19 protein-coding genes and 2 pseudogenes are annotated in these 20,586 nt (G+C 67.9%); 13 read left to right on the top strand and 8 right to left on the bottom strand.

The features are described from left to right. Positions 1-261: 261 nt before the first annotated feature. From VBO01S_RS33510 to gstA, 6 genes and pseudogenes are all read right to left on the bottom strand, one after another. A pseudogene (locus tag VBO01S_RS33510) lies at positions 262-735 on the bottom strand (DUF4123 domain-containing protein); the annotation flags it as partial. 14 nt (positions 736-749) lie between these two features. Then, positions 750-3,253 (bottom strand): annotated as a pseudogene (locus tag VBO01S_RS10605) (type VI secretion system Vgr family protein). A gap of 140 nt (positions 3,254-3,393) precedes the next feature. Continuing rightward, complete coding sequence (locus VBO01S_RS10600; protein ID WP_062473778.1) at positions 3,394-4,497, bottom strand: alkene reductase; 1,104 nt, start codon at positions 4,495-4,497, stop codon at positions 3,394-3,396. 86 nt (positions 4,498-4,583) lie between these two features. Continuing rightward, positions 4,584-6,407, bottom strand: a complete 1,824-nt coding sequence (locus VBO01S_RS10595) for an acyclic terpene utilization AtuA family protein (protein ID WP_062473777.1) — start codon at positions 6,405-6,407, stop codon at positions 4,584-4,586. Continuing rightward, the gene (locus tag VBO01S_RS10590; RefSeq protein ID WP_062473775.1) at positions 6,404-7,204 is read right to left on the bottom strand and encodes an enoyl-CoA hydratase/isomerase family protein; all 801 of its coding nucleotides are present in this window, start codon (positions 7,202-7,204) and stop codon (positions 6,404-6,406) included. The genes VBO01S_RS10595 and VBO01S_RS10590 overlap by 4 nt, the downstream gene beginning before the upstream one ends. 141 nt (positions 7,205-7,345) lie before the next feature. Then, positions 7,346-7,954, bottom strand: coding sequence for a glutathione transferase GstA (gene gstA, locus VBO01S_RS10585; RefSeq protein WP_062473773.1), 609 nt, complete (start codon positions 7,952-7,954; stop codon positions 7,346-7,348). 190 nt (positions 7,955-8,144) lie between these two features. Here gstA and VBO01S_RS10580 point away from each other — a divergent pair, with 190 nt between their 5' ends. From VBO01S_RS10580 to VBO01S_RS10540, 9 genes are all read left to right on the top strand, one after another. Next, positions 8,145-8,330: a DUF1328 family protein gene (locus VBO01S_RS10580; protein ID WP_013538518.1), complete on the top strand. Its 186-nt coding sequence runs from the start codon at positions 8,145-8,147 to the stop codon at positions 8,328-8,330. After that, a complete protein-coding gene (locus VBO01S_RS10575) occupies positions 8,327-9,214 on the top strand; it encodes a transglutaminase-like domain-containing protein (protein WP_370680774.1) in 888 nt (295 codons plus the stop codon). Before VBO01S_RS10580 ends, VBO01S_RS10575 begins: the two co-directional genes overlap by 4 nt. Positions 9,215-9,411: 197 nt before the next feature. Then, positions 9,412-11,397, top strand: coding sequence for a tRNA uridine-5-carboxymethylaminomethyl(34) synthesis enzyme MnmG (gene mnmG, locus VBO01S_RS10570; RefSeq protein WP_062473769.1), 1,986 nt, complete (start codon positions 9,412-9,414; stop codon positions 11,395-11,397). Continuing rightward, positions 11,394-12,038, top strand: coding sequence for a 16S rRNA (guanine(527)-N(7))-methyltransferase RsmG (gene rsmG, locus VBO01S_RS10565; RefSeq protein ID WP_062473768.1), 645 nt, complete (start codon positions 11,394-11,396; stop codon positions 12,036-12,038). The genes mnmG and rsmG overlap by 4 nt, the downstream gene beginning before the upstream one ends. Positions 12,039-12,152: 114 nt before the next feature. Beyond that, positions 12,153-12,767: a LysE family transporter gene (locus VBO01S_RS10560; RefSeq protein ID WP_062473766.1), complete on the top strand. Its 615-nt coding sequence runs from the start codon at positions 12,153-12,155 to the stop codon at positions 12,765-12,767. A gap of 29 nt (positions 12,768-12,796) precedes the next feature. Further along, positions 12,797-13,717: a ParA family protein gene (locus tag VBO01S_RS10555; protein WP_062473764.1), complete on the top strand. Its 921-nt coding sequence runs from the start codon at positions 12,797-12,799 to the stop codon at positions 13,715-13,717. Between the two features lie 48 nt (positions 13,718-13,765). Further along, the gene (locus VBO01S_RS10550) at positions 13,766-14,311 is read left to right on the top strand and encodes an RBBP9/YdeN family alpha/beta hydrolase (RefSeq protein ID WP_062473762.1); all 546 of its coding nucleotides are present in this window, start codon (positions 13,766-13,768) and stop codon (positions 14,309-14,311) included. After that, positions 14,311-15,264, top strand: a complete 954-nt coding sequence (locus VBO01S_RS10545; RefSeq protein ID WP_062473760.1) for a ParB/RepB/Spo0J family partition protein — start codon at positions 14,311-14,313, stop codon at positions 15,262-15,264. The genes VBO01S_RS10550 and VBO01S_RS10545 overlap by 1 nt, the downstream gene beginning before the upstream one ends. Positions 15,265-15,395: 131 nt before the next feature. After that, a complete protein-coding gene (locus tag VBO01S_RS10540; RefSeq protein WP_062473758.1) occupies positions 15,396-16,295 on the top strand; it encodes a CsgG/HfaB family protein in 900 nt (299 codons plus the stop codon). A gap of 87 nt (positions 16,296-16,382) precedes the next feature. On the opposite strand, the gene VBO01S_RS10535 is transcribed toward VBO01S_RS10540, so the two are convergent. Then, positions 16,383-17,807 carry an FAD-binding oxidoreductase gene (locus VBO01S_RS10535; RefSeq protein WP_062473756.1) on the bottom strand — a complete coding sequence of 475 codons (1,425 nt, stop codon included), beginning with the start codon at positions 17,805-17,807 and terminating at the stop codon, positions 16,383-16,385. 76 nt (positions 17,808-17,883) lie between these two features. Between VBO01S_RS10535 and VBO01S_RS10530 the strand changes: the two genes are divergently transcribed. The 4 genes from VBO01S_RS10530 (at position 17,884) to VBO01S_RS10515 (ending at position 20,172) form a co-directional block, all read left to right on the top strand. Further along, positions 17,884-18,384 carry a DinB family protein gene (locus VBO01S_RS10530; RefSeq protein WP_062473753.1) on the top strand — a complete coding sequence of 167 codons (501 nt, stop codon included), beginning with the start codon at positions 17,884-17,886 and terminating at the stop codon, positions 18,382-18,384. A 14-nt stretch (positions 18,385-18,398) separates the two neighbouring features. Continuing rightward, complete coding sequence (locus VBO01S_RS10525) at positions 18,399-18,998, top strand: cob(I)yrinic acid a,c-diamide adenosyltransferase (RefSeq protein ID WP_062473752.1); 600 nt, start codon at positions 18,399-18,401, stop codon at positions 18,996-18,998. Then, a complete protein-coding gene (locus VBO01S_RS10520; protein WP_062473750.1) occupies positions 18,995-19,351 on the top strand; it encodes a hypothetical protein in 357 nt (118 codons plus the stop codon). The genes VBO01S_RS10525 and VBO01S_RS10520 overlap by 4 nt, the downstream gene beginning before the upstream one ends. A gap of 296 nt (positions 19,352-19,647) precedes the next feature. Next, positions 19,648-20,172, top strand: a complete 525-nt coding sequence (locus VBO01S_RS10515; RefSeq protein WP_062473749.1) for a class IV adenylate cyclase — start codon at positions 19,648-19,650, stop codon at positions 20,170-20,172. Here VBO01S_RS10515 and VBO01S_RS10510 read toward each other — a convergent pair. Beyond that, positions 20,139-20,516 carry a MerR family transcriptional regulator gene (locus VBO01S_RS10510; protein WP_062473748.1) on the bottom strand — a complete coding sequence of 126 codons (378 nt, stop codon included), beginning with the start codon at positions 20,514-20,516 and terminating at the stop codon, positions 20,139-20,141. The two genes, VBO01S_RS10515 and VBO01S_RS10510, sit on opposite strands and share 34 nt — an antisense overlap. Positions 20,517-20,586: the final 70 nt, after the last annotated feature.

Raw genomic sequence — 20,586 nt, 5'->3', positions numbered from 1 at the left:
CGACCCGAAACGCTCGTGCACATGGGCCAGGAGCGCATCGGCCCGGTTGAGTGGAGCCATGGCGAGCAGCAGGTCCTTGTTCAGTCGCATGGGCTCGGTGCGTGCGGCACCTTGTGGTGTGTGTGGCTTGCTGCACCGAAGACCCTGCGGATGGAATTCGGCGTTCCATCCTGCCCAGGTGAAAGCGCTCAGGAAGTCTTGCCGAACTTCGTCAGGCCAGCAGGTCACCATGTCGAAGCCGATGCGCGGATCGAACCAGCGGAGTACTGCGCCGACGGCCTCGTCGTCATCGAGGCCAGGGTCCGGGGGAATCACGGCGTCGAGCCAAGTGCGAAGGTGTGTGGCCAGCGTGATCGACCGCAACGGCGAAGCCACGAGACTGAGGGCATGCGCAGCACCTGCGCCACGTGCGAGGTCGTGCAGCCATGGCGCTGCGTCCGCTGCATCGGGCATGGATGGCAGTTCGACCAGCCAAGGGCCGACACCGGCCGCAGCGGCTTCCGGCGTGTGAAGGAACAAAGGGGTTGCGTCGAGTGGGTATCGCGCCACCAGACGCGCCACCCATCCGTCTTCCTGCCTGTCTTCTTCGACCCTTCCGCATCGGCCGGCGTCCACCAATGCGTGACAACGTTGACCGTTCTGGCGCGAGAGGCGGGCGAAAGTACCGATGTCTTGTGCGATGGTCTGCGAGATCTCATGCTCGATCGCCTCACGCTCGTGCGCTTGAATTTCCATCGGTACCGGCCTTGTCAGATCCGGGGAGCCACAGGCGAGGCCTGACGTGCAGCACGTGCCAGGCATTCCCAGCACACGCTCTGTGCCGTGGGTCCTGGCTTCTTGTCGGGTCCCGGCGTTCCGTGCATTGCCGCGTGTTCGATCCACGTGCCCAACGTGCCATGCCGGATGCCGCCTTCGCTCCATTCGCTGAAGCTGGTGCCGCCGTTGATCGTGACCTTCTTCTTGGCGGAGATGTAGACCGTGTTTCGGTGCTCACGATGTCGATGTCCTTCAAGGCGGTGGCCTCGATGGCGTCGCTTTGGGCCTCGATGCGGATGTCGCCTTGCGAGGCAAAGGCCTTGATGCCGCTCTTGAGCGTGAAGATGCGCATGCCCTTGGCCACGCTGGCGAGGATGCGTTGCGCGGCGCTCAAGGAGGTGTGACCGGAGCTGGTGAGCTGGATGTGCGTGCCGGTATGCGCGTGCAGATGAGTGGTCGCCGTGGCTGCAATGCCTGCGGGGCTGGCGAGCACGAGATGCGGTGCGGCCAGTTCGGGAAAGCAGCCTTCGGCCGATGGGCTGCCGTGGCCCCGGAGGTCTTCGTTCTGCTGCTTGATGGCTTGGGCAACGGTGGACTGGTCGTCGTTGCCGTCTTGGGCCTCGGCTGTGCGGGCCGCTTCGGCCAAGCCTTCGATCTGGTCGCGTGCGCTCGTCAGGCGCTGGATGGTTTCGCCCATGTCCTTGGCGTGGCGAGCGGCATCGGGGCGGCCTTCAGTGGTGATGAGCATGCCGTCCTGCGCCCTGAGCACGCCATGAGCATCCGTCCTCAACTCGAAGCCCTCACCCCTGGGGTCCCTTCTGCCCGCGTTGTCCTCGATGCGCGTGATCGCCCCCAGGCTCAGGCTGGAACTCTGGTGATCACTCTTGAGCTGCACCTGGATTTTCTCGGCCGTGTCATCCAGGATCAGATGGTTCGACCTTCCCGCCGCACTGTTGCCCCCACTCTCGGTCAGCTCCCGGCTCCTGAACCCGCTCAATGCGCTCTGGCCAGGGAGTTGCCACGGCGGCAGGTTCACCTGGTTGTGGACTCTTCCCATGCAGATGGGCAGGTCCGCGTCTCCCGCGATGAAGCTCACGATGACTTCCTGCCCGATGCGCGGGATCTGGATGCCCCCGAGCTGGTTGCCCGCCCAGGGCGAGTTCACCCGCACCCAGCAGCTGCTGTGCTGGTTCTTCTGTCCCTGCCGGTCCCAAGGGAACTGCACCTTGATGCGCCCCAGCTCGTCCGTCCACAGGTTCTGGCCCTCGGGGCCCACCACCAGCGCCACCTGGGGGCCGACCATGGCGGGCTTGGGCTGGGTCGGCTCGGGTCGCAGGGGCTCTGTGACCGGGTGGGCCGTGAAGTCCACCTGCACGCGCCATTGCTGCTTGCGGTCGGCAGTGGCTTCGCGGTTCTGGCTGTCTTCGGCCACGTCTTCGATGAGGAGGCGGGTGTCCAGGATCAGGTATTCGGCGTTGGCCGACTCCCTGGGGTGCTTCTTCAGCTGGAAGGTGCACCCGGGCACCATGCCTCTGAGGTTGCCGCTGGCCTGGGCGCGGGCTCCGTGGGTGCGCAGTGCCTGCATGCGCAGCAGGGACAGCAAGTGGCCTTCTCCGTGAGGATCAGTGCTTGCATCAGTTCCCGCATTGGGCTGGGCGTAGTGACTGCCCCCCGCTCCCGAGGCATGCCACTGGTAGACCTCGCCCTCGGCCTGCCCGGTCGGGCGTGGGTCGCTTCGAGAAACACTCAGATCAGCTCTGGGCCGGGTGTAGTCGTAGTCCCGGGTGGCGTACTTCCCGCTGGTGAGCTGGTGCTGGGGAACGAAGCTGTGGATGTACTCGGCATCGATCTTCCAGCCCGGGGCGTGGTACTCGATCTCCTGGTACAGGGTATCGCCAGCGCCATAGGCGCCCATGGCGTCCGAGAGCACCAGGCGGTGCTTGCCGTCCGAGTGCTCGAAGTGGTAGCTGATGCCCCATTCCTGGCACAGGCGGGCAAGGAAGGCGAAGTCGCTCTCGTTGAACTGGGTCTGGTAGTCGCGCACGGGGTAGTGCTCGATCAGGCGCTTGTCCACGGGGAAGGCGTAGCCGCCCAGAAGTTCGTCCAGGATCTGGACGACGCTGAGGTTCTGGAAGATCCTGCAGTCGGTGCGCAGGGTGGCCAGGTGCAGCCAGGGACGCAGGGTGAGCTTGTACTGGGCGTGGCGCCCTTCCTCGCCCCACAGGGCTGCGTCGGTGATCAGGGCGTTGATCTGGCGGGGGGAAGAGCCATCGAGCTCGATCTCGCAGCTGATCTCCTGGCCGATGAAGGCATCCAGGTCGAAGTCGGCGCCGGAAGAGACGCCGGACAGAGCCAGCGCATCCGGGGTCTTGAGAAGCAGCTCGTAGGTAAAGAGGCTGTTGAGCCCCTCATGCCCCGACAGCCGCACGGGCTCCAGTGCAGCCTGACCAAGAACAACAGGGATCGCAGCAGAAGAAAAAGACAGCGTGCGCGGCATCGACGACTTCCTTGAGAGGAGGAGAGGTCGGCGCAGTCTGCAGGGACTGCGCGGCGCACACTGCGAACAATCGTCACCTTACGCGCTGCCCGTCAAAAAGGGCGAAGCAAGCGCGAAGAAGTTGACGCCGAAGGGCCGACTCAGCCCAACGCCGGATAGTCCGTATACCCCTTCACCCCACCCCCATACATCGTCGCTTTGTCGAGCTCGTTCAGCGGCGCGTGCTCGCGCAGGCGGCGCACCAGGTCGGGGTTCGAGATGAAGGGCTTGCCGAAGGCCACGAGGTCGTCGCCTTCCTTCACGGCTTCTTCGGCCAGGGGGCGGTCGTAGCCGTTGTTGACCATCCAGGCGGCCTTGCCGCCGGCGGCGCGGTAGGCGGCCTTGAGGGCTTCGTAGTCGAAGGGGCGGTCGGCGATCTCGCGCGGGCCGCCGGTGGCGCCTTCGATGATGTGGATGTAGGCCAGGTTCAGCGGCGCGAGCTGCTGCACGACGTAGGTGAACAGCGGCTGCGGGTCGCTGTCGTGCACGTCGTTGGCGGGCGTGACGGGCGACAGGCGGATGCCGGTCTTGCCGCCGCCGACGGCGTCGACCACGGCGCGCGTGGACTCGAGCAGCAGGCGTGCGCGGTTCTTGATGGCGCCGCCGTAGTCGTCGGTGCGCTTGTTGCTGCCGTCTTTCAGGAACTGGTCGAGCAGGTAGCCGTTGGCGCCGTGCAGCTCCACGCCGTCGAAGCCCGCGGTCTCGACGGCGTTGCGTGCGGCCGCGGCATAGGCGTGGACGATGCCGGGCAGTTCGGCCGCGTCGAGTGCGCGCGGCTCCGACGTTTCAACGAAGGTGGGCACGCCGTCCTTGATGAGCACGGTCTTGGTCTTGGCGGTGATGGCCGAGGGCGCGACGGGCTTGCCGCCACCGGGTTGCAGTTCGGTGTGCGAGACGCGGCCCACGTGCCACAGCTGCACGACGATCTTGCCGCCCTCGGCGTGCACGGCGTCGGTCACGCGCTTCCAGGCGTCGAGCTGCTCGGTGCCGTAGAGGCCGGGCACGTCGGCGTAGCCCTGGCCCTGGTGGCTGATGGCGGTGGCTTCGGTGATGAGCAGGCCGGCGCTGGCGCGCTGGGCGTAGTAGGTGGCGGCGATGTCGGGCGGGATCGCGTTGGGCGAGCGGTTGCGCGTGAGCGGCGCCATCACGATGCGGTTGGCGAGCTGGAGGTCGCCGGCCTGGACGGGGTCGAAAAGGGTGGACATCGTGGATTGAGGGGGCAGAGTTGAAACAGGCGCAAGGCTAAGCCGCCCGTCTCAACCCTGCTGTCGCACGGTTGTCCCGATTGGTGCTAAGGAAGCAGCCGCGCCAGCAGCGCCGGGCTCACGCGCACGGGCAGCGCCAGCAGGATCTGTCCCATGCCCTTGCCGAGAGGGTCGTTGCGCAGCGAAGCCATGCCGCCGCCGCCCAGCGCCTGCTCGCAGACGAAGTTGAAGGCGTGGATGCCGGGCACCTCGTGGCGCGTGACGCGGCCCTGCACCAGGTGCGCGAGCCATGCGGCCACGCGCGCCTCGGTGAGTTGCGCGCGCAGCAGCGGCAGCAGTTCGGGATGGCGCGCAATGACGCCGATGTTCGAGGTGTCGCCCTTGTCGCCGCTGCGGGCCCACGCGAGGCGGATCAGTGGGACCTCGATGGCGTCGTCGCCGGGCGTGGCCAGGGGCAGTTCATCGTTGGTGCGCACAGCGGGCGGGTCGTCGCTGGTGGCGTGCGTTGCGGGCACATCGACGGCCTGCCCATCGACGCGCACCTGCGGGCTCACGCGTGCCTTGTCGAGCAGGAATGCGTACTGCCGGATCGACGGCGACACCGAGGCGCGCCCGCCGCCCGCGCCCGTGGTGCCGGGCGCCCACGAGGTGCCGGCTGGCGCGACCTCGCGCGCGAACAGCTCCAGCGCGTCCTTGCGCGGATGCGTCACGGCGAGCCGCAGCACGGCCTCGCGGATCTGCTGCGCCTGCGTCTGCGCATGCGGGCCGTAGCAGGACTCGGCGCCGAGCACTTCGAGCTGCGTGCCGCTGTAGGGCCCGAGGCCCTGCTGCGCGAAGAGGGCGCCGGTGCGCGCGAGGATCGCTTCGCCGGTGCGCCGCGCCTTGGCCACCGCGTCGAAGCCGACGATCGTGAGCTGCGCCGCGGTCTTGAAGCCGTCGACATACGTGGCGCAGACCTTGTAGCGGCCGGTGGGTGCGCGGCCGCGCGCGCCGTGCACGCGCACGCGGTGTTCGCTCGCCTGTTCGATGCGCACCTGCGTGAAGTCGGCCACCACGTCGGGCAGCAGGTAGGCGGCGGGGTCGCCGATTTCGTAGAGCATCTGCTCGCCGACCACGGCGGGCGTGAGCTTGCCGCCGGTGCCCGCGGGCTTGGTGACGACGAAGCTGCCGTCGGCGTTGCATTCGACGATGGGATAGCCGATGTTCGGCCAGTCGGGAACGGTGTCCCAGTCGGTGTGCAGGCCGCCGGTGGCCTGGCAGCCGCACTCGATGATGTGGCCCGCGAGGCTGCCCGCGGCAAGCAGGTCGTGGTCGCCGGGCTGCCATTGGAATTCGTGCATGAGCACGCCGAGCGTGACGGCCGAGTCGACGCAGCGGCCGGTGATGACGACCTGCGCGCCCGCGTCGAGCGCGGCCTGGACCGGGCGCGCGCCGAGGTAGGCGTTGGCGCTGAGCACGCGCTCGGGCAGCGGCGCGCCGCTCTGCAGTTCGCGCACGGGCGGTTGCGAGGCGCGCAGCTCGGGCAGCAGCGGCGACACGTCGTCGCCGCTGACCACGGCGATCTTCAGCGTGATGCCTTGCTCGGCGGCCAGTGCCGCGAGCGCATCGGCGCAGCCTTGCGGGTTGACGCCGCCCGCGTTGCTCACGACGCGGATGCCTTGTTTCACGACGTCTTTCAGCACGGCCTTCATCGCGACCGCCACGAAGTCGGTCGCGTAGCCCAGCTCGGGCTTCTTGAGCCGTGCGCCCGCGAGGATCGACATGGTGAGCTCTGCGAGGTAGTCGAACACGAGGTAGTCGATCTGCCCGCTGGCCACGAGCTGCGGCGCGCCCACGCTGCTGTCGCCCCAGAAGCCGGAGGCGCCGCCGATGCGGACGACGCGATTGTTGTTGTGGTTGCTGCTGTTCATCGGCCACTCCATTGCGGTTTGCGCTTCTCGCGGAAGGCGAGCTGGCCTTCGGCCGCGTCTTCGGTGAGCGCGAACAGGCCGATCTGGCTTTCGGTGAAGGCCATCGATTCCTCGAAGGCCATGGCCTCGATCTTCTTCATCGTGTACAGGCCGCGGCGGATGGCGGCGGGCGACTTGTCGAGCAAGCGACCCAGCAGCCAGTCGACGCTGTCGTCGACGTCGTCGCTCACGCGGTTGATGAGCTTCAGCTCGAGCGCCTGCGCGGCGTCGATCGGCTCGCCGGTGATGCACATCTCGGCCAGCACGCGGCGCGGCAGCAGGCCGCCGAGCACGCTGAGCACCTGCGCGGGAAACACGCCGACCTTCACCTCGGGCAGGCCGAACACGGCCTGGCGGCTGGCCACGGCCAGGTCGCACATCGCCATGAGGCCCATGCCGCCCGCCATGCAGGCGCCGTTGACGCGCGCGATCAGCGGCACGGTCGATTGCCGCGCCTGGCGAAAGAGGTTGGCCATGCCCTGGTAGGGCGCGGCGTAGTCGAACTTGAAGGAGGTGCCGCTTTGCAGGTCGGCGCCGGCGCAGAAGGCGCGCGTGCCGGCGCCCGTGAGGACCACGGCGCGCACGGCGGTGTCGCGGTTGGCGCGGGCCAGCGCATCGGACAGGCCCTCGAGCACGGCTGCGTTGATGGCGTTGCGGCGTTCCTGGCGATCGATGGTGAGCCACATGACGGGCCCGCGCATCTCTTCGCGCAGCTCGACGGGGGACGGGGAAGAAGGAGGGGGAGGGGATTCGGACATGGGCGGCTCGGCTTCCTGGTGACGGATGCCGTAGCGTCGCCCGAAAAAAAAGCCGCGGCATGCGGCTTGTGGCTGCGGTGATTCGGGTTTTCCCTTGGGTGGCCCGGATCGTCGCTGGCGTCGCGTTCTGCGTGCTTTTGCTTACTTCAGCAGGCCTTCGGCCTTCATCGCTTCCTGAACGGCGGGGCGGGCGGCGACGCGGGCGTGCCAGGCCAGCACGTTGGGGAAGTCCGAGATGTCCACGCCGGTGGGCTTGGTCCAGTTGGTCACGGTGAACAGGTAGCCGTCGGCCACGCTGAAATGCTCGCCCATCAGGTACTGCTTGGCGGAGAGTTCGCCGTCGAGCCACTGGAAGCGGGCCTTGAGCTTGTCCTTGGAGATGGACTTGGCTTCCTCGGGCATGGCCGGGTTGAACAGCGGGCTGAAGCCCTTGTGCATCTCGGTGCCGATGAAGGTCAGCCATTCCTGCAGGCGGTAGCGCGGCATGGTGCCGTTGGCGGGCGCGAGGTTCTTGGTGGGGGCGAGGTCGGCAATGTATTGCACGATGGCCGGGCCTTCGCGCAGGCGGGTGCCGTCGTCGAGCTCGAGCATCGGCACGTAGCCCAGCGGGTTGATGCCGTAGTAGTCGGTGCCGTCCTGCAGCTTGTGGCTCTTGGTGCTGGCCAGCACGGGCTCGAAGGCGATGCCCGCTTCGTGCAGCGCGATGTGGGGGGAGAGCGAGCAGGCGCCGGGCGAGTAGTACAGCTTCATTCGAAAAAACTCCAATGGATAGAAGGAAAAGATCTGTGCGACCGAAAGGGATGCTAGCGGGTTTGGTCGCATCGCGTTTTTGTCCTACGGCGGCTCGCGCGCGCCGACTATCGGGCGGCACGGTGGGCCTTCCTACAGTCCGGACACGGCGGCGCATGCCCGCCGCAAAGCAACCAAGGAGTGGTTCACCATGCTCAAGTACGCGATCATTTTTGCGGTCATCTCGCTCGTGGCGGGTCTGCTGGGATTCGGCGGCGTGGCGGCCGGCGCGGCGGGCATCGCCAAGCTGCTGTTCGGCCTGTTCCTCGTGCTGGCGGTGCTGTTCGTGGTGCTGGCCGCACTCGGCGTGGGTGCGGTGAAGAAGGCGCTCGATTGACCGCCTTGCCCCATGCCATGCACCTGTCGCACGTCGACCTGCGCCTGGACTACGAGGTGGACGCCCCGGCGCACCTGCGGCTGAACATCGAGGCCGCGCGCACGGGTGCGCAGGCGGTGCTGGCCGAGACGCTGACCATCGAGCCGCCCGCGCGGCTGCGGGTGGGCTGCGAGGCCGACAGCGGCAACCGTTTCGTGCGTTTCGACGCGGCGCCCGGGCCACTGACCATCGCCTACCGCGCGACGGTGCGGCGACCGGTGGTGCATGTGCCGGCCACCTTGCCCGAGGTGCCGGTGAGCCAGCTGCCCGACGCGGTGCTGGGCGACCTGCTGCCCACGCGCTACTGCGAGTCGGACTTGCTGGCGCGCTGCGCGCAGCAGCTCTTCGGCGACCTGCCGCCGGGCATCGGCCGCGTGCAGGCGATTGCCGACTGGATCCACGACAGCATCGTCTACGTGCCGGGCAGCAGCGACTCGACCACCACGGCGCGCGAAGTGTTCGTGCAGCGCGCTGGCGTGTGCCGCGACTTCGCGCACCTGGGCATCACCTTCTGCCGCGCGCTCAACATTCCGGCGCGGCTGGTGGTGGGCTATGTGTGGTTCGACGAGCCGCCGCAGGATTTCCATGCCGTGTTCGAAGTGTGGCTGGGCGGGCAGTGGGTGCTGTTCGATCCGACCCGCATGGCGCCCGTCGACCGGCTGGTGCGCGTGGGCACGGGGCGCGACGCGAAGGACGTGGCGTTCTCCACGATCTTCGGGGCGGTGCGCATGACCGACAAGAAGCTCGCCGTGCGCGAGCTGCAGGACGAGCGGGCCATTGCGCCGCGCACGCCGGCGCCCAGCGGCGAGCTGCGAGGCATCGAGAAGCCCGAACCGGTGCTCTGACCCTCCCAGGCGACCGCCTGATGCGGGTTGTTTGCTATTAAATATATAGCATCCAGCGCAATATCGATAAGGCTCCGGGCCGATTTTGGCGCGGCTCCCTAGCTTGTCCACACAGGGGTTGCGGCAGGGCATCGCCGCTTAAAATTAGTGCCCTTTTTTGCGCCGCGCACGCGTCTGTGGTGCGCCCCCTTTTTCCAATGCTGTACCCCGAAGAATTCGATGTGATCGTCGTCGGCGGTGGCCATGCCGGCACCGAAGCCGCGCTCGCTTCCGCACGCATGGGCGCCAAGACGCTGCTGCTCTCCCACAACATCGAGACGCTGGGGCAGATGAGCTGCAACCCGTCGATCGGCGGTATCGGCAAGGGCCACCTCGTGAAGGAGGTCGACGCGCTCGGCGGCGCGATGGCCATTGCCACGGACGAGGCGGGCATCCAGTTCCGCATCCTCAATTCGAGCAAGGGCCCGGCCGTGCGCGCCACGCGGGCGCAGGCCGACCGCGTGCTGTACAAGGCCGCGATCCGCCACCGCCTGGAAAACCAGCCGAACCTCAGCCTGTTCCAGCAAGCCGTCGACGACCTGATGATCGAAGGCGATCGCGTGGTCGGCGCCGTCACGCAGGTGGGCATTTCTTTCCGCGCACGCACCGTGGTGCTGACCGCGGGCACGTTCCTCGACGGCCGCATCCACGTCGGCCTCGACAACTACCAGGCCGGCCGCGCAGGCGATCCGCCGGCAATCAGCCTGTCGGCGCGCCTGAAGGAACTCAAGCTGCCGCAGGGTCGCCTCAAGACCGGCACGCCGCCGCGCCTGGACGGCCGCAGCATCGACTTCTCGAAGTGCACCGAACAACCCGGCGACGGCATGCCCGGCGGGGCAGGGCCGATGCCGGTGTTCAGCTTCATGGGCAAGGTCGAGATGCACCCGCAGCAGATGCCGTGCTGGGTGACGCACACCAACCAGCGCACGCACGACATCATCCGCTCGGGCTTCGACCGCAGCCCGATGTTCACCGGCAAGATCGACGGTGTCGGTCCGCGCTACTGCCCGAGCGTCGAAGACAAGATCAACCGCTTCGCCGACAAGGACAGCCACCAGATCTTTCTCGAGCCCGAAGGCCTGACGACCAACGAGTACTACCCGAACGGGATCTCGACCAGTCTGCCATTCGACATCCAGTACCAGCTGGTGCGCTCGATGCCGGGCCTGGAAAACGCCCACATCCTGCGTCCGGGCTACGCCATCGAGTACGACTACTTCGATCCGCGCGAGCTCAAGAGCAGCTTCGAGACGCGTGCGATCCGCGGCCTGTTCTTTGCCGGCCAGATCAACGGCACCACCGGCTACGAAGAGGCGGCGGCCCAAGGCCTGTTCGCCGGCATCAACGCCGCGCTGCAATGCCGCGGTGAAGACGCCTGGCTGCCGCGCCGCGACGAGGCCTACCTCGGCGTGCTGGTCGACGACCTGATCACCAAGGGCGTGACCGAGCCGTACCGCATGTTCACCAGCCGCGCCGAGTTCCGGCTGCAGCTGCGCGAGGACAACGCCGACATGCGCCTGACCGAAGCAGGGCGCAAGCTGGGCCTCGTGGACGACGCACGCTGGGACGCTTTCAGCCGAAAGCGCGACGCTGTTTCACGTGAAACAGAGCGGCTCAAGTCGATCTGGGTGAACCCGCGCAACCTGCCGGCGACCGAGTCGGCCCGGGTGCTGGGCAAAGCCATCGAGCACGAATACAACCTGGCCGACCTGCTGCGCCGGCCCGACGTGAACTACGAAACCCTGATGTCGCTGGACGGCGGCAAGTACGGCCCGTCGTCGGCGCTGAGCGCTTCCGAGATCGAGCAGATCGAGATCTCGGCCAAGTACTCCGGCTACATCGAGCGCCAGCACGACGAAGTGGAGCGCGCCGCCCACTTCGAGAACCTGAAGCTGCCGGCCGACTTCGACTACGGCCAGGTCAAGGCCCTGAGTTTCGAAGTGCGCCAGAAGCTGGACAAGCACCGGCCCGAAACGCTGGGACTGGCATCGCGCATCTCGGGCGTGACGCCCGCCGCGATCTCGCTGCTGATGATTCACCTGCGCAAGGGCGGGCACAAGGCCTTTGCCCGCGACGCCGCCGATACCGCCGCGACCACAGAAACCACCGAAGCTGCTGCCACCGAGCCGCACACCGCACCATGAGCGCGACGCCCCTCGACACGCTGCGCGCAGGCGCAGCCGCCCTGGGCGTGGCCCTGTCCGACACGCAGGGCGAACAGCTGCTGGCCTACGGCACGCTGATGCTCAAGTGGAACAAGGTCTACAACCTGACGGCCGTGCGCGACCCGGCCGGCGTCATGACGCACCACCTGCTCGACAGCCTCGCGGCCGTCGCACCGCTGCAGCGCGAGTGGGCAGGGAAGGGCAGGCTGCTCGACGTCGGCTCCGGCGGCGGTCTGCCGGGCGTGGTGATCGCCATCATGCGGCCCGACATCGAGGTCAGTTGCCTCGACGCCGTCGCCAAGAAGGCGGCCTTCGTGCAGCAGGTGGCGGCCGAACTGGAGCTGCCGAACCTGCGCGGCTTGCATGCGCGGGTCGAATCGCTGGCCGGCAGCTACGAGGTGATCAGCTCGCGCGCCTTCGCGTCGCTGCCCGATTTCTTCAACGGCTCGGTGCATCTGCTGGCACCGGGCGGCGTCTGGCTGGCCATGAAGGGCAAGGTGCCGACCGACGAACTGGCCGCTTTGCCGGCCGGCGTCGCAGTGTTTCACGTGGAACAACTGACGGTGCCGGGCCTGGATGCCGAGCGCTGCATCGTCTGGGCGCGCAAAGAGGCCGCCTGATTTCGTAAAAGATGCGCCGGCGCCGGCAAAAGCCGGTGCCGGAGCAATCTTCCCGGCGCTGGCCTGCCTTAGACTCGAAGCCTCCCCCTGGCTCTCTTTTTCGAGGCACATCCCATGTTCGGCATCGCTGACTACGGCGCATTCGTCGCCGCCATCGTCCTGTTCCTTCTGATTCCCGGTCCGGGCAATCTGGCGCTGATCACCTCGACCAGCAAAGGTGGCATTCGTGGCGGCCTGGCAGCGACCTTCGGCGTGATCCTGGGAGACCAGGTCCTGATGTGGGCGGCGGTGGCGGGCGTGTCGGCCGTGCTGGCCGCCTACCCGGCGGCCTTCAAGGCGGTGCAGTGGCTGGGCGCCGCCTACCTGGCGTGGCTCGGCCTCAAGATGCTCCTGGCCAAGCCCGGCGCGGCACCGATCCTGAACATCCGCCCGAGCCATTTCCTGCGCCAGGCGCTGACGATCACCTTGCTGAACCCCAAGGCGATCGTGTTCTACATGGCCTTCTTCCCGCTGTTCGTCGATCCGGCGCGCCACCAGGGCGTCGTCACCTTCGGCGCCATGGCCGTGACCATCGCCGCGCTGACCTTTCTGTACGGCCTGACCTCGACGCTGCTCACGCACTTCCTGGCCGAGCGCATCCGCGCCAATCCCCGCATCTCGGCCACGCTCGAAAAGCTGGCCGGCACCTTCCTGATTGCCTTCGGCATCAAGCTCGCGATCTCGCGCTGACCGACCCCGACGACCCGCACTGACGACACATGGCCAAGATTTTCTGCATCGCCAACCAGAAGGGCGGCGTCGGCAAGACCACCACCACCGTCAATCTCGCCGCCGGCCTGGCCAAGGTGGGCCAGCGGGTGCTGATGATCGACCTCGACCCCCAGGGCAACGCCACCATGGGTTCGGGCATCGACAAGCGCCAGCTGGAGCTCACGGTGTACGACGTGCTGCTCGAATCGGCCTCGGTGGCCGAGGCGCGGGTGAAGTCCGACAAGCTCGTGGAGGCCGAAGCCAGCTACGACGTGCTGGGCGCCAACCGTGAACTGGCCGGTGCCGAAGTCGAAATGGTGGCGCTCGACCGCCGCGAAAAACGCCTGCGCACCGCGCTGGCCGCGGTCGGCGCCGAGTACGACTTCGTGCTGATCGACTGCCCGCCGAGCCTGAGCCTGCTCACGCTCAACGGTCTGTGCGCGGCCCACGGCGTGATCGTGCCGATGCAGTGCGAGTACTTCGCGCTCGAAGGGCTCACGGACCTGGTCAACACCATCAAGCAGGTGCACGCCAACCTCAACAAGAACCTGCAGATCATCGGCCTGCTGCGCGTGATGTTCGATCCGCGCATCACGCTGCAGCAGCAGGTGAGCGAGCAGCTCAAGTCCCACTTCGGCGACAAGGTGTTCGACACCGTGATCCCGCGCAATGTGCGCCTGGCCGAAGCACCGAGCTACGGCCTGCCGGGCGTGGTGTTCGATCCGTCCGCCCGCGGCAGCCAGGCCTTCATCGCCTTCGCCGAAGAGCTGGTCGCCAAGATGCCGCCCGCGAGCGCCTTCGCCTCGGGTGCGGTGGCACCGCCGGTCACGCCCCCGCCGCGCGTGGTGCCCGACCTGCCGATTCCCGACGATGTGCTGGCCGCCGCGCCTTCCGCTTCCGTCGCCGATACCGACCAAAACCCCGTCTGACGCCCGCCCGAAGGGCGGCAGGCGCTATCAAGTTCGTAGCAACCAGCCATGAGTGAACCCCGCATCCTGCTGCTGCCCGGATGGCAGAACAGCGGCCCCGGCCATTGGCAGACCCGCTGGGAGTCGGTCTACGGCGACCACCGCGTCGACCAGCACGAATGGATGCGCCCGCTGCGCGGCGACTGGTCGATCCGCCTCGAAGAAGAAGTGCTGGCCGCGCCGGGCCAAGTGGTGTTGGCTGCCCACAGCCTCGGCTGCATCCTCACCGCCGCCTGGGCGGCCCACTCGCGCCACACGCACAAGGTGCGCGGCGCGCTGCTGGTGGCGCCCGGCGACCTGGAGCGCGACGACCTGCGCCAATTGATTCCCGGCTGGGCGCCCATCGTGCGCCAGCCGCTGCCGTTTCCGGCCGTGCTCATCGCCGCCAACGACGACCCGTACTGCGAAGCCTCGCGCTCGAAGCAGCTGGCCCGCGACTGGGGCGCACGCTTCATCGATGCCGGCACCGGCGGCCACCTGAACGCCGAATCCGGCCTGGGCGACTGGCCCGAAGGCCGGAAACTCCTGAACGACCTCTCGAAAGACACGCACTGATGGCGACCAAGAAACCCAAGGGCCTGGGCCGCGGCCTCGAAGCGCTGCTCGGCCCGACGGCCGCACCCTCCGCCGATCCGCTCGGCAATGGCGGCGACCGCGCCACGGAAGAGGGCGGCGCCCCGCAGAACCCCAACACCCTGAAGCTCGACCAGATGGTGGCCGGCGTCTACCAGCCGCGCACCCGCATGGACGAGGGCGCGCTCTACGAGCTGGCCGAGAGCATCAAGGTGCAGGGCATCATGCAGCCGATCCTGGTGCGCCGGCTCGACGCCGAATCGGCCGCGGCCAAGAACGCCGAGTACGAAATCATCGCGGGCGAGCGGCGCTTCCGTGCCGCCCGGCTCGCCGGCCTGGACACCGTGCCGGTGCTGGTGCGCGACGTGCCCAACGAGGCCGCGGCGGCCATGTCGCTCATCGAGAACATCCAGCGCGAAGACCTCAATCCGCTGGAAGAGGCCCAAGGCCTGCAACGCCTGGTGACCGAGTTTGGGCTCACTCACGAAATGGCGGCCCAGGCCGTGGGCCGTTCGCGCAGCGCCGCCAGCAACCTGCTGCGCCTGCTGAACCTGGCCGAGCCCGCGCAGCTGATGCTGATGGCCGGCGACATCGACATGGGCCATGCGCGCGCGCTGCTGTCGCTCGATCGCGGCACGCAGATCACCGCCGCCAACCAGATCGCCGCCAAGAAGATGTCGGTGCGCGAGGCCGAGGCGCTGGTGAAGAAGCTCGCGGCCGAGTTCACGCTCACGCCCTCGCGGCGCGGCAATGCCGGCGAGAAGTCGCGCGACCTGCAGCGCGTGGAAGAAGAGCTGGCCGACCTGCTCACGGCCGAGGTCGAGGTGCGCATCAAGAAGCGCACGAAGCGCGGCGAGAGTGGCGAGCTGGCGATCCACTTCGGCTCCATCGAAGCGCTCAACGGACTCATCGAACGCATCCGCCGAACGGCCTAGTTCGACCTGTGTTGCGAAGACGGACCCCTGCGTTCGTTTGATTGATTCCTGCAATCCTTTGCGCGTATCCTCGATCGCGGTTTTTCTTTCAGCCCTGCAAGACCACCACCATCGAAACGAGGGAGTCGACCATGCCGTTCTTCGCCACCAAGTTCCCGCTCGCCGCAGTCGCCGTCGGCGCACTGCTGCTCACGGGCTGCGCCACCACCGACATGCAGATGGGCAGCCAATCGGCCAAGACCATGGCCACGGGCAGCGCCGCCGGCGGTGCCACCTCGGGCGAGAGCAGCCAGCTCGAGCGCTGCGAATCGCCGCTCGGGACCGTCTCGCTGGTCGAGAACGTCAACGCTGGCTGGTACACCATCCTCACGGGCGAGTACCGCTTGCCGCCTACTGCAAATCTGTTGCGTTTGCTGGTGCAGCAATCGAACTGCTTCGTGGTGGTCGAGCGTGGCGCGGCCGGCATGAACGCGATGACGCGTGAACGCGCGCTGCAGCAGTCGGGCGAGATGCGCGGCGGCAGCAACTTCGGCCGCGGCCAGATGGTGGCGTCCGACTACGGCCTGTCGCCCGAGATCGTGTTCAGCAACAGCGATGCCGGCGGCATCGGCGGCGCGCTCGGCGGTCTCGTGGGCGGCGGCCGTGGCCGCGCCATCGCGGCCGTCGGCGGCAGCCTGCAGACCAAGGAAGCCAGCGCCTTGCTGACGCTCATCGACAACCGCTCGGGCGTGCAGGTCGCGGCAGCCGAGGGCAGCGCCTCCAAGACCGACTTCGGCGCCTTCGGCGGCCTGGCCGGCCGCAGCGGCGCCGGTGGCCTTGGCGGCTACACCAACACGGCGCAGGGCAAGGTGATTGCCGCAGCCTTCATGGACGCGTTCAACCAGATGGTCCGTTCGCTGCGCAACTACAAGGCACAGACCGTGCGCGGCCAGGGCCTGGGTGGCGGTGGCCGCTTGGGCGTCGACGGTGGCGCCGCGCCTTCGCAGACCTACGTGCCGCCGGAGCCGGCACCGGCACGTCGCCGCAGGTAAGAACAAAACGCGGGCCTTCGGGCCACGAAAAAGCCCGGCGCTCTTGCGAGCCGCCGGGCTTTTTCATTGATGCGTGATCGCGAGGGATCAGAGGCTGAAGATCTTGCCCGGGTTCATGATGTTCTTCGGATCGAGCGCGCGCTTGATGGTGCGCATCATGTCGATCGCGCCCACACCGGCTTCGGTCACCAGGAAGTCCATCTTGTGCAGCCCCACGCCGTGCTCGCCCGTGCAGGTGCCTTCGAGTGCCAGCGCGCGGCTCACCAGCGCGTGGTTCAACTCCTCGGCCTTCACGCGCTCTTCGGGGATGTTCGGGTCGAGCAGGTAGCCGAAGTGGAAATTGCCGTCGCCCACGTGGCCGACGAGGAAGTAGGGGATGCCGCTGGCATCGGCTTCGGCCACCGAGTCGAGCAGGCAGTCGGCCAGGCGCGAGATCGGCACGCAGGTGTCGGTCGAGATCACGCGGCAGCCCGGGCGCGACTGCACGGCCGCGAAGTAGCTGTTGTGCCGCGCGGTCCACAGGCGCGTGCGTTCTTCCGGCGTGCTGGCCCATTCGAAGGCGTTGCCGCCGTGGCCGCTCGCGAGTTCCTGCACCGTCTCGGCCTGCTCCTTCACGCCCGCAGGCGAGCCGTGGAATTCCATCAGCAGCATCGGCTCTTCGCGCAGGTTGAGCTTGGCGTAGGCGTTCACCATGCGCACCGTGTTCACGTCGATCAGTTCCACGCGCGCGATCGGCACGCCCAGCTGGATGGTCTCGATGGTGGTGCGCACCGCGGCCTCGATGCTCGGGAACGAGCAGATCGCCGCCGACACCGCCTCGGGCAGCGGGTAGATGCGCAGCGTGACCTCGGTGACCACGCCCAACGTGCCTTCGCTGCCCACCATGAGGCGCGTGAGGTCGTAGCCGGCCGACGACTTCTTGGCGCGCGTGCCGGTGCGGATGATGTCGCCGCTGGCCGTGACCACTTCGAGCGCCAGCACGTTCTCGCGCATCGTGCCGTAGCGCACCGCGTTCGTGCCGCTGGCGCGCGTGGCCGTCATGCCGCCGATGGAGGCGTCGGCGCCCGGGTCGATGGGGAAAAACAGGCCCGTGCTCTTGATCTCTTCGTTGAGCTGCTTGCGCGTGACGCCCGGTTGCACCGTCACCGTGAGGTCGTCGGCGTTGATCGACAGCACCTGGTTCATGCGCGACACGTCGATGCTGATGCCGCCTTGCACCGCGAGCAGGTGGCCTTCGAGCGAAGAGCCCACGCCGAAGGGGATGACCGGCACGCTGTGCTCGCTCGCGAGCTTCACGGCATCGGCAACATCTTGCGTGCTTTCGGCGAACACCACGGCGGAGGGCGGCGGTGCGTCGAACGACGACTCGTCGCGCCCGTGCTGCGTGCGCACCGCCATCGCCGTGGAACAGTTGTCGCCGAAGCGCGCCTTCAGCCCGTCGATCAGGGCCGCGGGAACGTCGCGCAGATGGAGCGCCGGCATCAGGTGCGAGGTGGAAGTCGGGGCGTTCATCGGGCGTCTCCTGGAGGGGCTGAGGGGGATCGGTCATTTTACGGAGCGCGCACCATAATGCGCTTCGGTAAAAGACATGAACCCCACGACCCTTGCAGCCCTCGCGGCCTTTCCCTCGCAGCTCGAAGCCCACTACGCGGCCATTCCCCACGCCTTCCGGCACTGGGCGCCGCCGTCGTGGGAAGGCGTGCCCAGCGAAGCCTTCACCGCCATCGAGCAGCTGTGCCATGTGCGCGACATCGAGATCGAGGGCTACCACGTGCGCTTTCGCCGCACGCTGGCCGAGACCCATCCGACGCTCGCATCGATCGACAGCGAGCCGCTGGCCATCGAGCGCCACTACGGCGCGGCCGACCCTGCCACCGTGCTCGCCGAGTTCCGCTTGGCGCGCGTGCAGACGATGGAAATCATCTCGCAGCTGAGCGACGCGCAGCTCGCGCGCTCGGCCGTGTTCGAGGGCTACGGCCCGCTCACGATGCGCAGCCTCATCCATTACCTGTGCAGCCACGACCACCAGCATCTGGCCGGGCTGCAATGGCTGGCCGGCAAGATCGACGCCGCCGGCCTCACGACCTGAACCGAGGAGCGCCCATGGGCAACCGACTTTCCCAGATCGCCACCCGCACCGGCGACGACGGCACCACCGGCCTGGGCGACAACACCCGCGTGCCCAAGGACCACCTGCGCGTGCACGCGATGGGCGACGTGGACGAACTCAACTCGCACATCGGCGTGCTGCTGTGCGAACCGCTGCCAGAGCCCGTGCGCGAGCTGCTGGTCGATGTGCAGCACCAGCTCTTCAACCTCGGCGGCGAACTCTCGATGCCCGGTTTCACGCTGCTCAAGCCCGAGGCGCTGCTGCAGATCGACAACGCGCTGGCCGACCACAACGCCGCCTTGCCACGCCTGGCCGAATTCATCCTGCCCGCCGGCACGCGCGCCGCCTCGCTGGCGCACGTGTGCCGCACCGTGGCGCGGCGTGCCGAGCGCGCCGTGGTGTCGCTGGGCGCCACCACCGAACTCAACGATGCGCCGCGCCAGTACCTCAACCGGCTCAGCGACTTGCTCTTCGTGCTCGCACGCGTGCTCAACCGCATGAACGGCGGCGACGACGTGTACTGGAAGAGCGAGCGCATGGCCCGCGCGGCCGCCGCCGAATCCGAAGACCACTCCCAGGGGACGACGCCATGAAGAAGCTTCACATCACCACCGCATCGCTCGCCGCCATCGCTGCCGCGCTCTGCCTGCCCGTCACCGCGCAGGCGCAGAGCGCCGACAACCCGCCCCAGGCCGAACGCGCCCACACGATCAAGTCGCCCTCGCGCAGCGGCAAAGTGGTGGGCAGCGTGCAACGCGGCACCAACGCCGCCGGCCGCGGCGTCAACCGCGCCGATGCGGCCACGCGGCGCGGTGTGAGCAACGTGTCGGAAAAAGCCAGCCGGCCTGTGCGCAACGTGGGCGAGTCCTTCGGACGCAAGCTGGCACCGGGCTCGAGTGGGCGCGCGGCGCCACCGCCTGTGGGGCCGCAGGGCAACGCGCCCTGATTCAGCGCTGCTGTTCAGGGCGACGCTCCCGCCGACGGGGAGCCTTGCTCCGCGAATGTCCCCCGGCCTGCGGCCTCCTCCTTGATTTCGCTGCGCAAGGCACTGCATCGGCGTGAGCGTTGGGCGGTGCGGTCGTTGATCGGCCGCACGACGACCGCGCCCATCGTGCGCAGGACACTGGGTGCTTCCCGCAGCGAAATCAAGGAGGAGGGCGAAGCCCGGGGGACATTCGCGGAGGGAAGTACCCGGTGGCCTGTGCACGCGCCCCGAACCCACCGAAAGGAAAGCCCACAGACATGGCAAGAAACATAGAGATCAAGGCCCAGATCGACAGCGTCGACCGCATCGCAGAAATCGTCGCAACGCTCACCGACCAGGGCCCCATCGAGATCGCCCAGGACGACACCTTCTTCCGCTGCGAGCACAGCGCCGACCGCCTCAAGCTGCGCACCTTCGCGCCCGACCGCGCCGAACTCATCTTCTACCGCCGCGCCGACAGCACCGGCCCGAAGGAATCGTTCTACCTGATCACGCCCGTTACCACGCCCGACGCGTTGCGCGAATCGCTCACGCTCGCCTGGGGCCAGGCCGGCCGCGTGCGCAAGCAGCGCCGCCTGTTCCTCGTGGGCCGCACGCGCGTGCACCTCGACCGCGTCGAAGGCCTCGGTGAATTCCTCGAACTCGAAGTGGTGCTGCAAGACGGCGAGCCCGCCGACGCCGGCGTGGCCGAAGCCCATGCGCTCATGGCCCGGCTCGGCGTCGCTGAAGACCAGCTGGTGCAGGGCGCCTACGTCGACCTGTTGCGCGCGCAGGCCGCCTGAGCCATCGGACAGCCCGCGGGCACGCGCGCCAGCAGGTCTTGCCGCAGCGTGTTCAGCTCGGCGATCTTCTGGTCGATGACCGAGACCTTGTCGGCCAACAGCGCCGCAATCGCCTGGTCGGGCGCGGCCGACTCCCACACCGCGGGCAGGTTGTCGCCGATCTCGTGGAGGCTGAAGCCGAGCTTCTGCGCGGTGCGGATGTAGCCCACCATCTGCACGGTTTCCTTCGCATAGACGCGGTAGCCGTTGCTGCCACGCTCTGCACGGATCAGGCCGCGCTCTTCGTAGAAACGCAGCGTGTCGCGGCTCAAGCCCGTTGCCGAAGCCAGCTGGCCGATCTGCATGGTCGTGGTTCCTTTGCCGAAGAATGTGCTTGACCCTGGAGCGTACCCGAGGCTTTAGCTTCCGGGGCTT

The sequence above is a fragment of the Variovorax boronicumulans NBRC 103145 genome (assembly GCF_001591345.1).
In the GTDB taxonomy this organism is placed as follows: Bacteria; Pseudomonadota; Gammaproteobacteria; order Burkholderiales; family Burkholderiaceae_C; genus Variovorax; species Variovorax boronicumulans.
The sequence above is the reverse complement of the archived record's forward strand: the minus strand, read 5'-3'. Positions and strand labels throughout refer to the sequence as shown.

Coding starts and splice junctions, on each gene's coding strand:
- VBO01S_RS10525 (WP_062473752.1), top strand. CDS start 18,399: ATGGGCAACCGACTTTCCCAGATCGCCACCCGCACCGGCGACGACGGC.
- VBO01S_RS10555 (WP_062473764.1), top strand. CDS start 12,797: ATGGCCAAGATTTTCTGCATCGCCAACCAGAAGGGCGGCGTCGGCAAG.
- mnmG (WP_062473769.1), top strand. CDS start 9,412: ATGCTGTACCCCGAAGAATTCGATGTGATCGTCGTCGGCGGTGGCCAT.
- VBO01S_RS10540 (WP_062473758.1), top strand. CDS start 15,396: ATGCCGTTCTTCGCCACCAAGTTCCCGCTCGCCGCAGTCGCCGTCGGC.
- VBO01S_RS10550 (WP_062473762.1), top strand. CDS start 13,766: ATGAGTGAACCCCGCATCCTGCTGCTGCCCGGATGGCAGAACAGCGGC.
- VBO01S_RS10510 (WP_062473748.1), bottom strand. CDS start 20,516: ATGCAGATCGGCCAGCTGGCTTCGGCAACGGGCTTGAGCCGCGACACG.
- VBO01S_RS10560 (WP_062473766.1), top strand. CDS start 12,153: ATGTTCGGCATCGCTGACTACGGCGCATTCGTCGCCGCCATCGTCCTG.
- VBO01S_RS10600 (WP_062473778.1), bottom strand. CDS start 4,497: ATGTCCACCCTTTTCGACCCCGTCCAGGCCGGCGACCTCCAGCTCGCC.
- rsmG (WP_062473768.1), top strand. CDS start 11,394: ATGAGCGCGACGCCCCTCGACACGCTGCGCGCAGGCGCAGCCGCCCTG.
- VBO01S_RS10590 (WP_062473775.1), bottom strand. CDS start 7,204: ATGTCCGAATCCCCTCCCCCTCCTTCTTCCCCGTCCCCCGTCGAGCTG.
- VBO01S_RS10595 (WP_062473777.1), bottom strand. CDS start 6,407: ATGAACAGCAGCAACCACAACAACAATCGCGTCGTCCGCATCGGCGGC.
- VBO01S_RS10535 (WP_062473756.1), bottom strand. CDS start 17,807: ATGAACGCCCCGACTTCCACCTCGCACCTGATGCCGGCGCTCCATCTG.
- VBO01S_RS10545 (WP_062473760.1), top strand. CDS start 14,311: ATGGCGACCAAGAAACCCAAGGGCCTGGGCCGCGGCCTCGAAGCGCTG.
- VBO01S_RS10520 (WP_062473750.1), top strand. CDS start 18,995: ATGAAGAAGCTTCACATCACCACCGCATCGCTCGCCGCCATCGCTGCC.
- VBO01S_RS10515 (WP_062473749.1), top strand. CDS start 19,648: ATGGCAAGAAACATAGAGATCAAGGCCCAGATCGACAGCGTCGACCGC.
- VBO01S_RS10580 (WP_013538518.1), top strand. CDS start 8,145: ATGCTCAAGTACGCGATCATTTTTGCGGTCATCTCGCTCGTGGCGGGT.
- gstA (WP_062473773.1), bottom strand. CDS start 7,954: ATGAAGCTGTACTACTCGCCCGGCGCCTGCTCGCTCTCCCCCCACATC.
- VBO01S_RS10530 (WP_062473753.1), top strand. CDS start 17,884: ATGAACCCCACGACCCTTGCAGCCCTCGCGGCCTTTCCCTCGCAGCTC.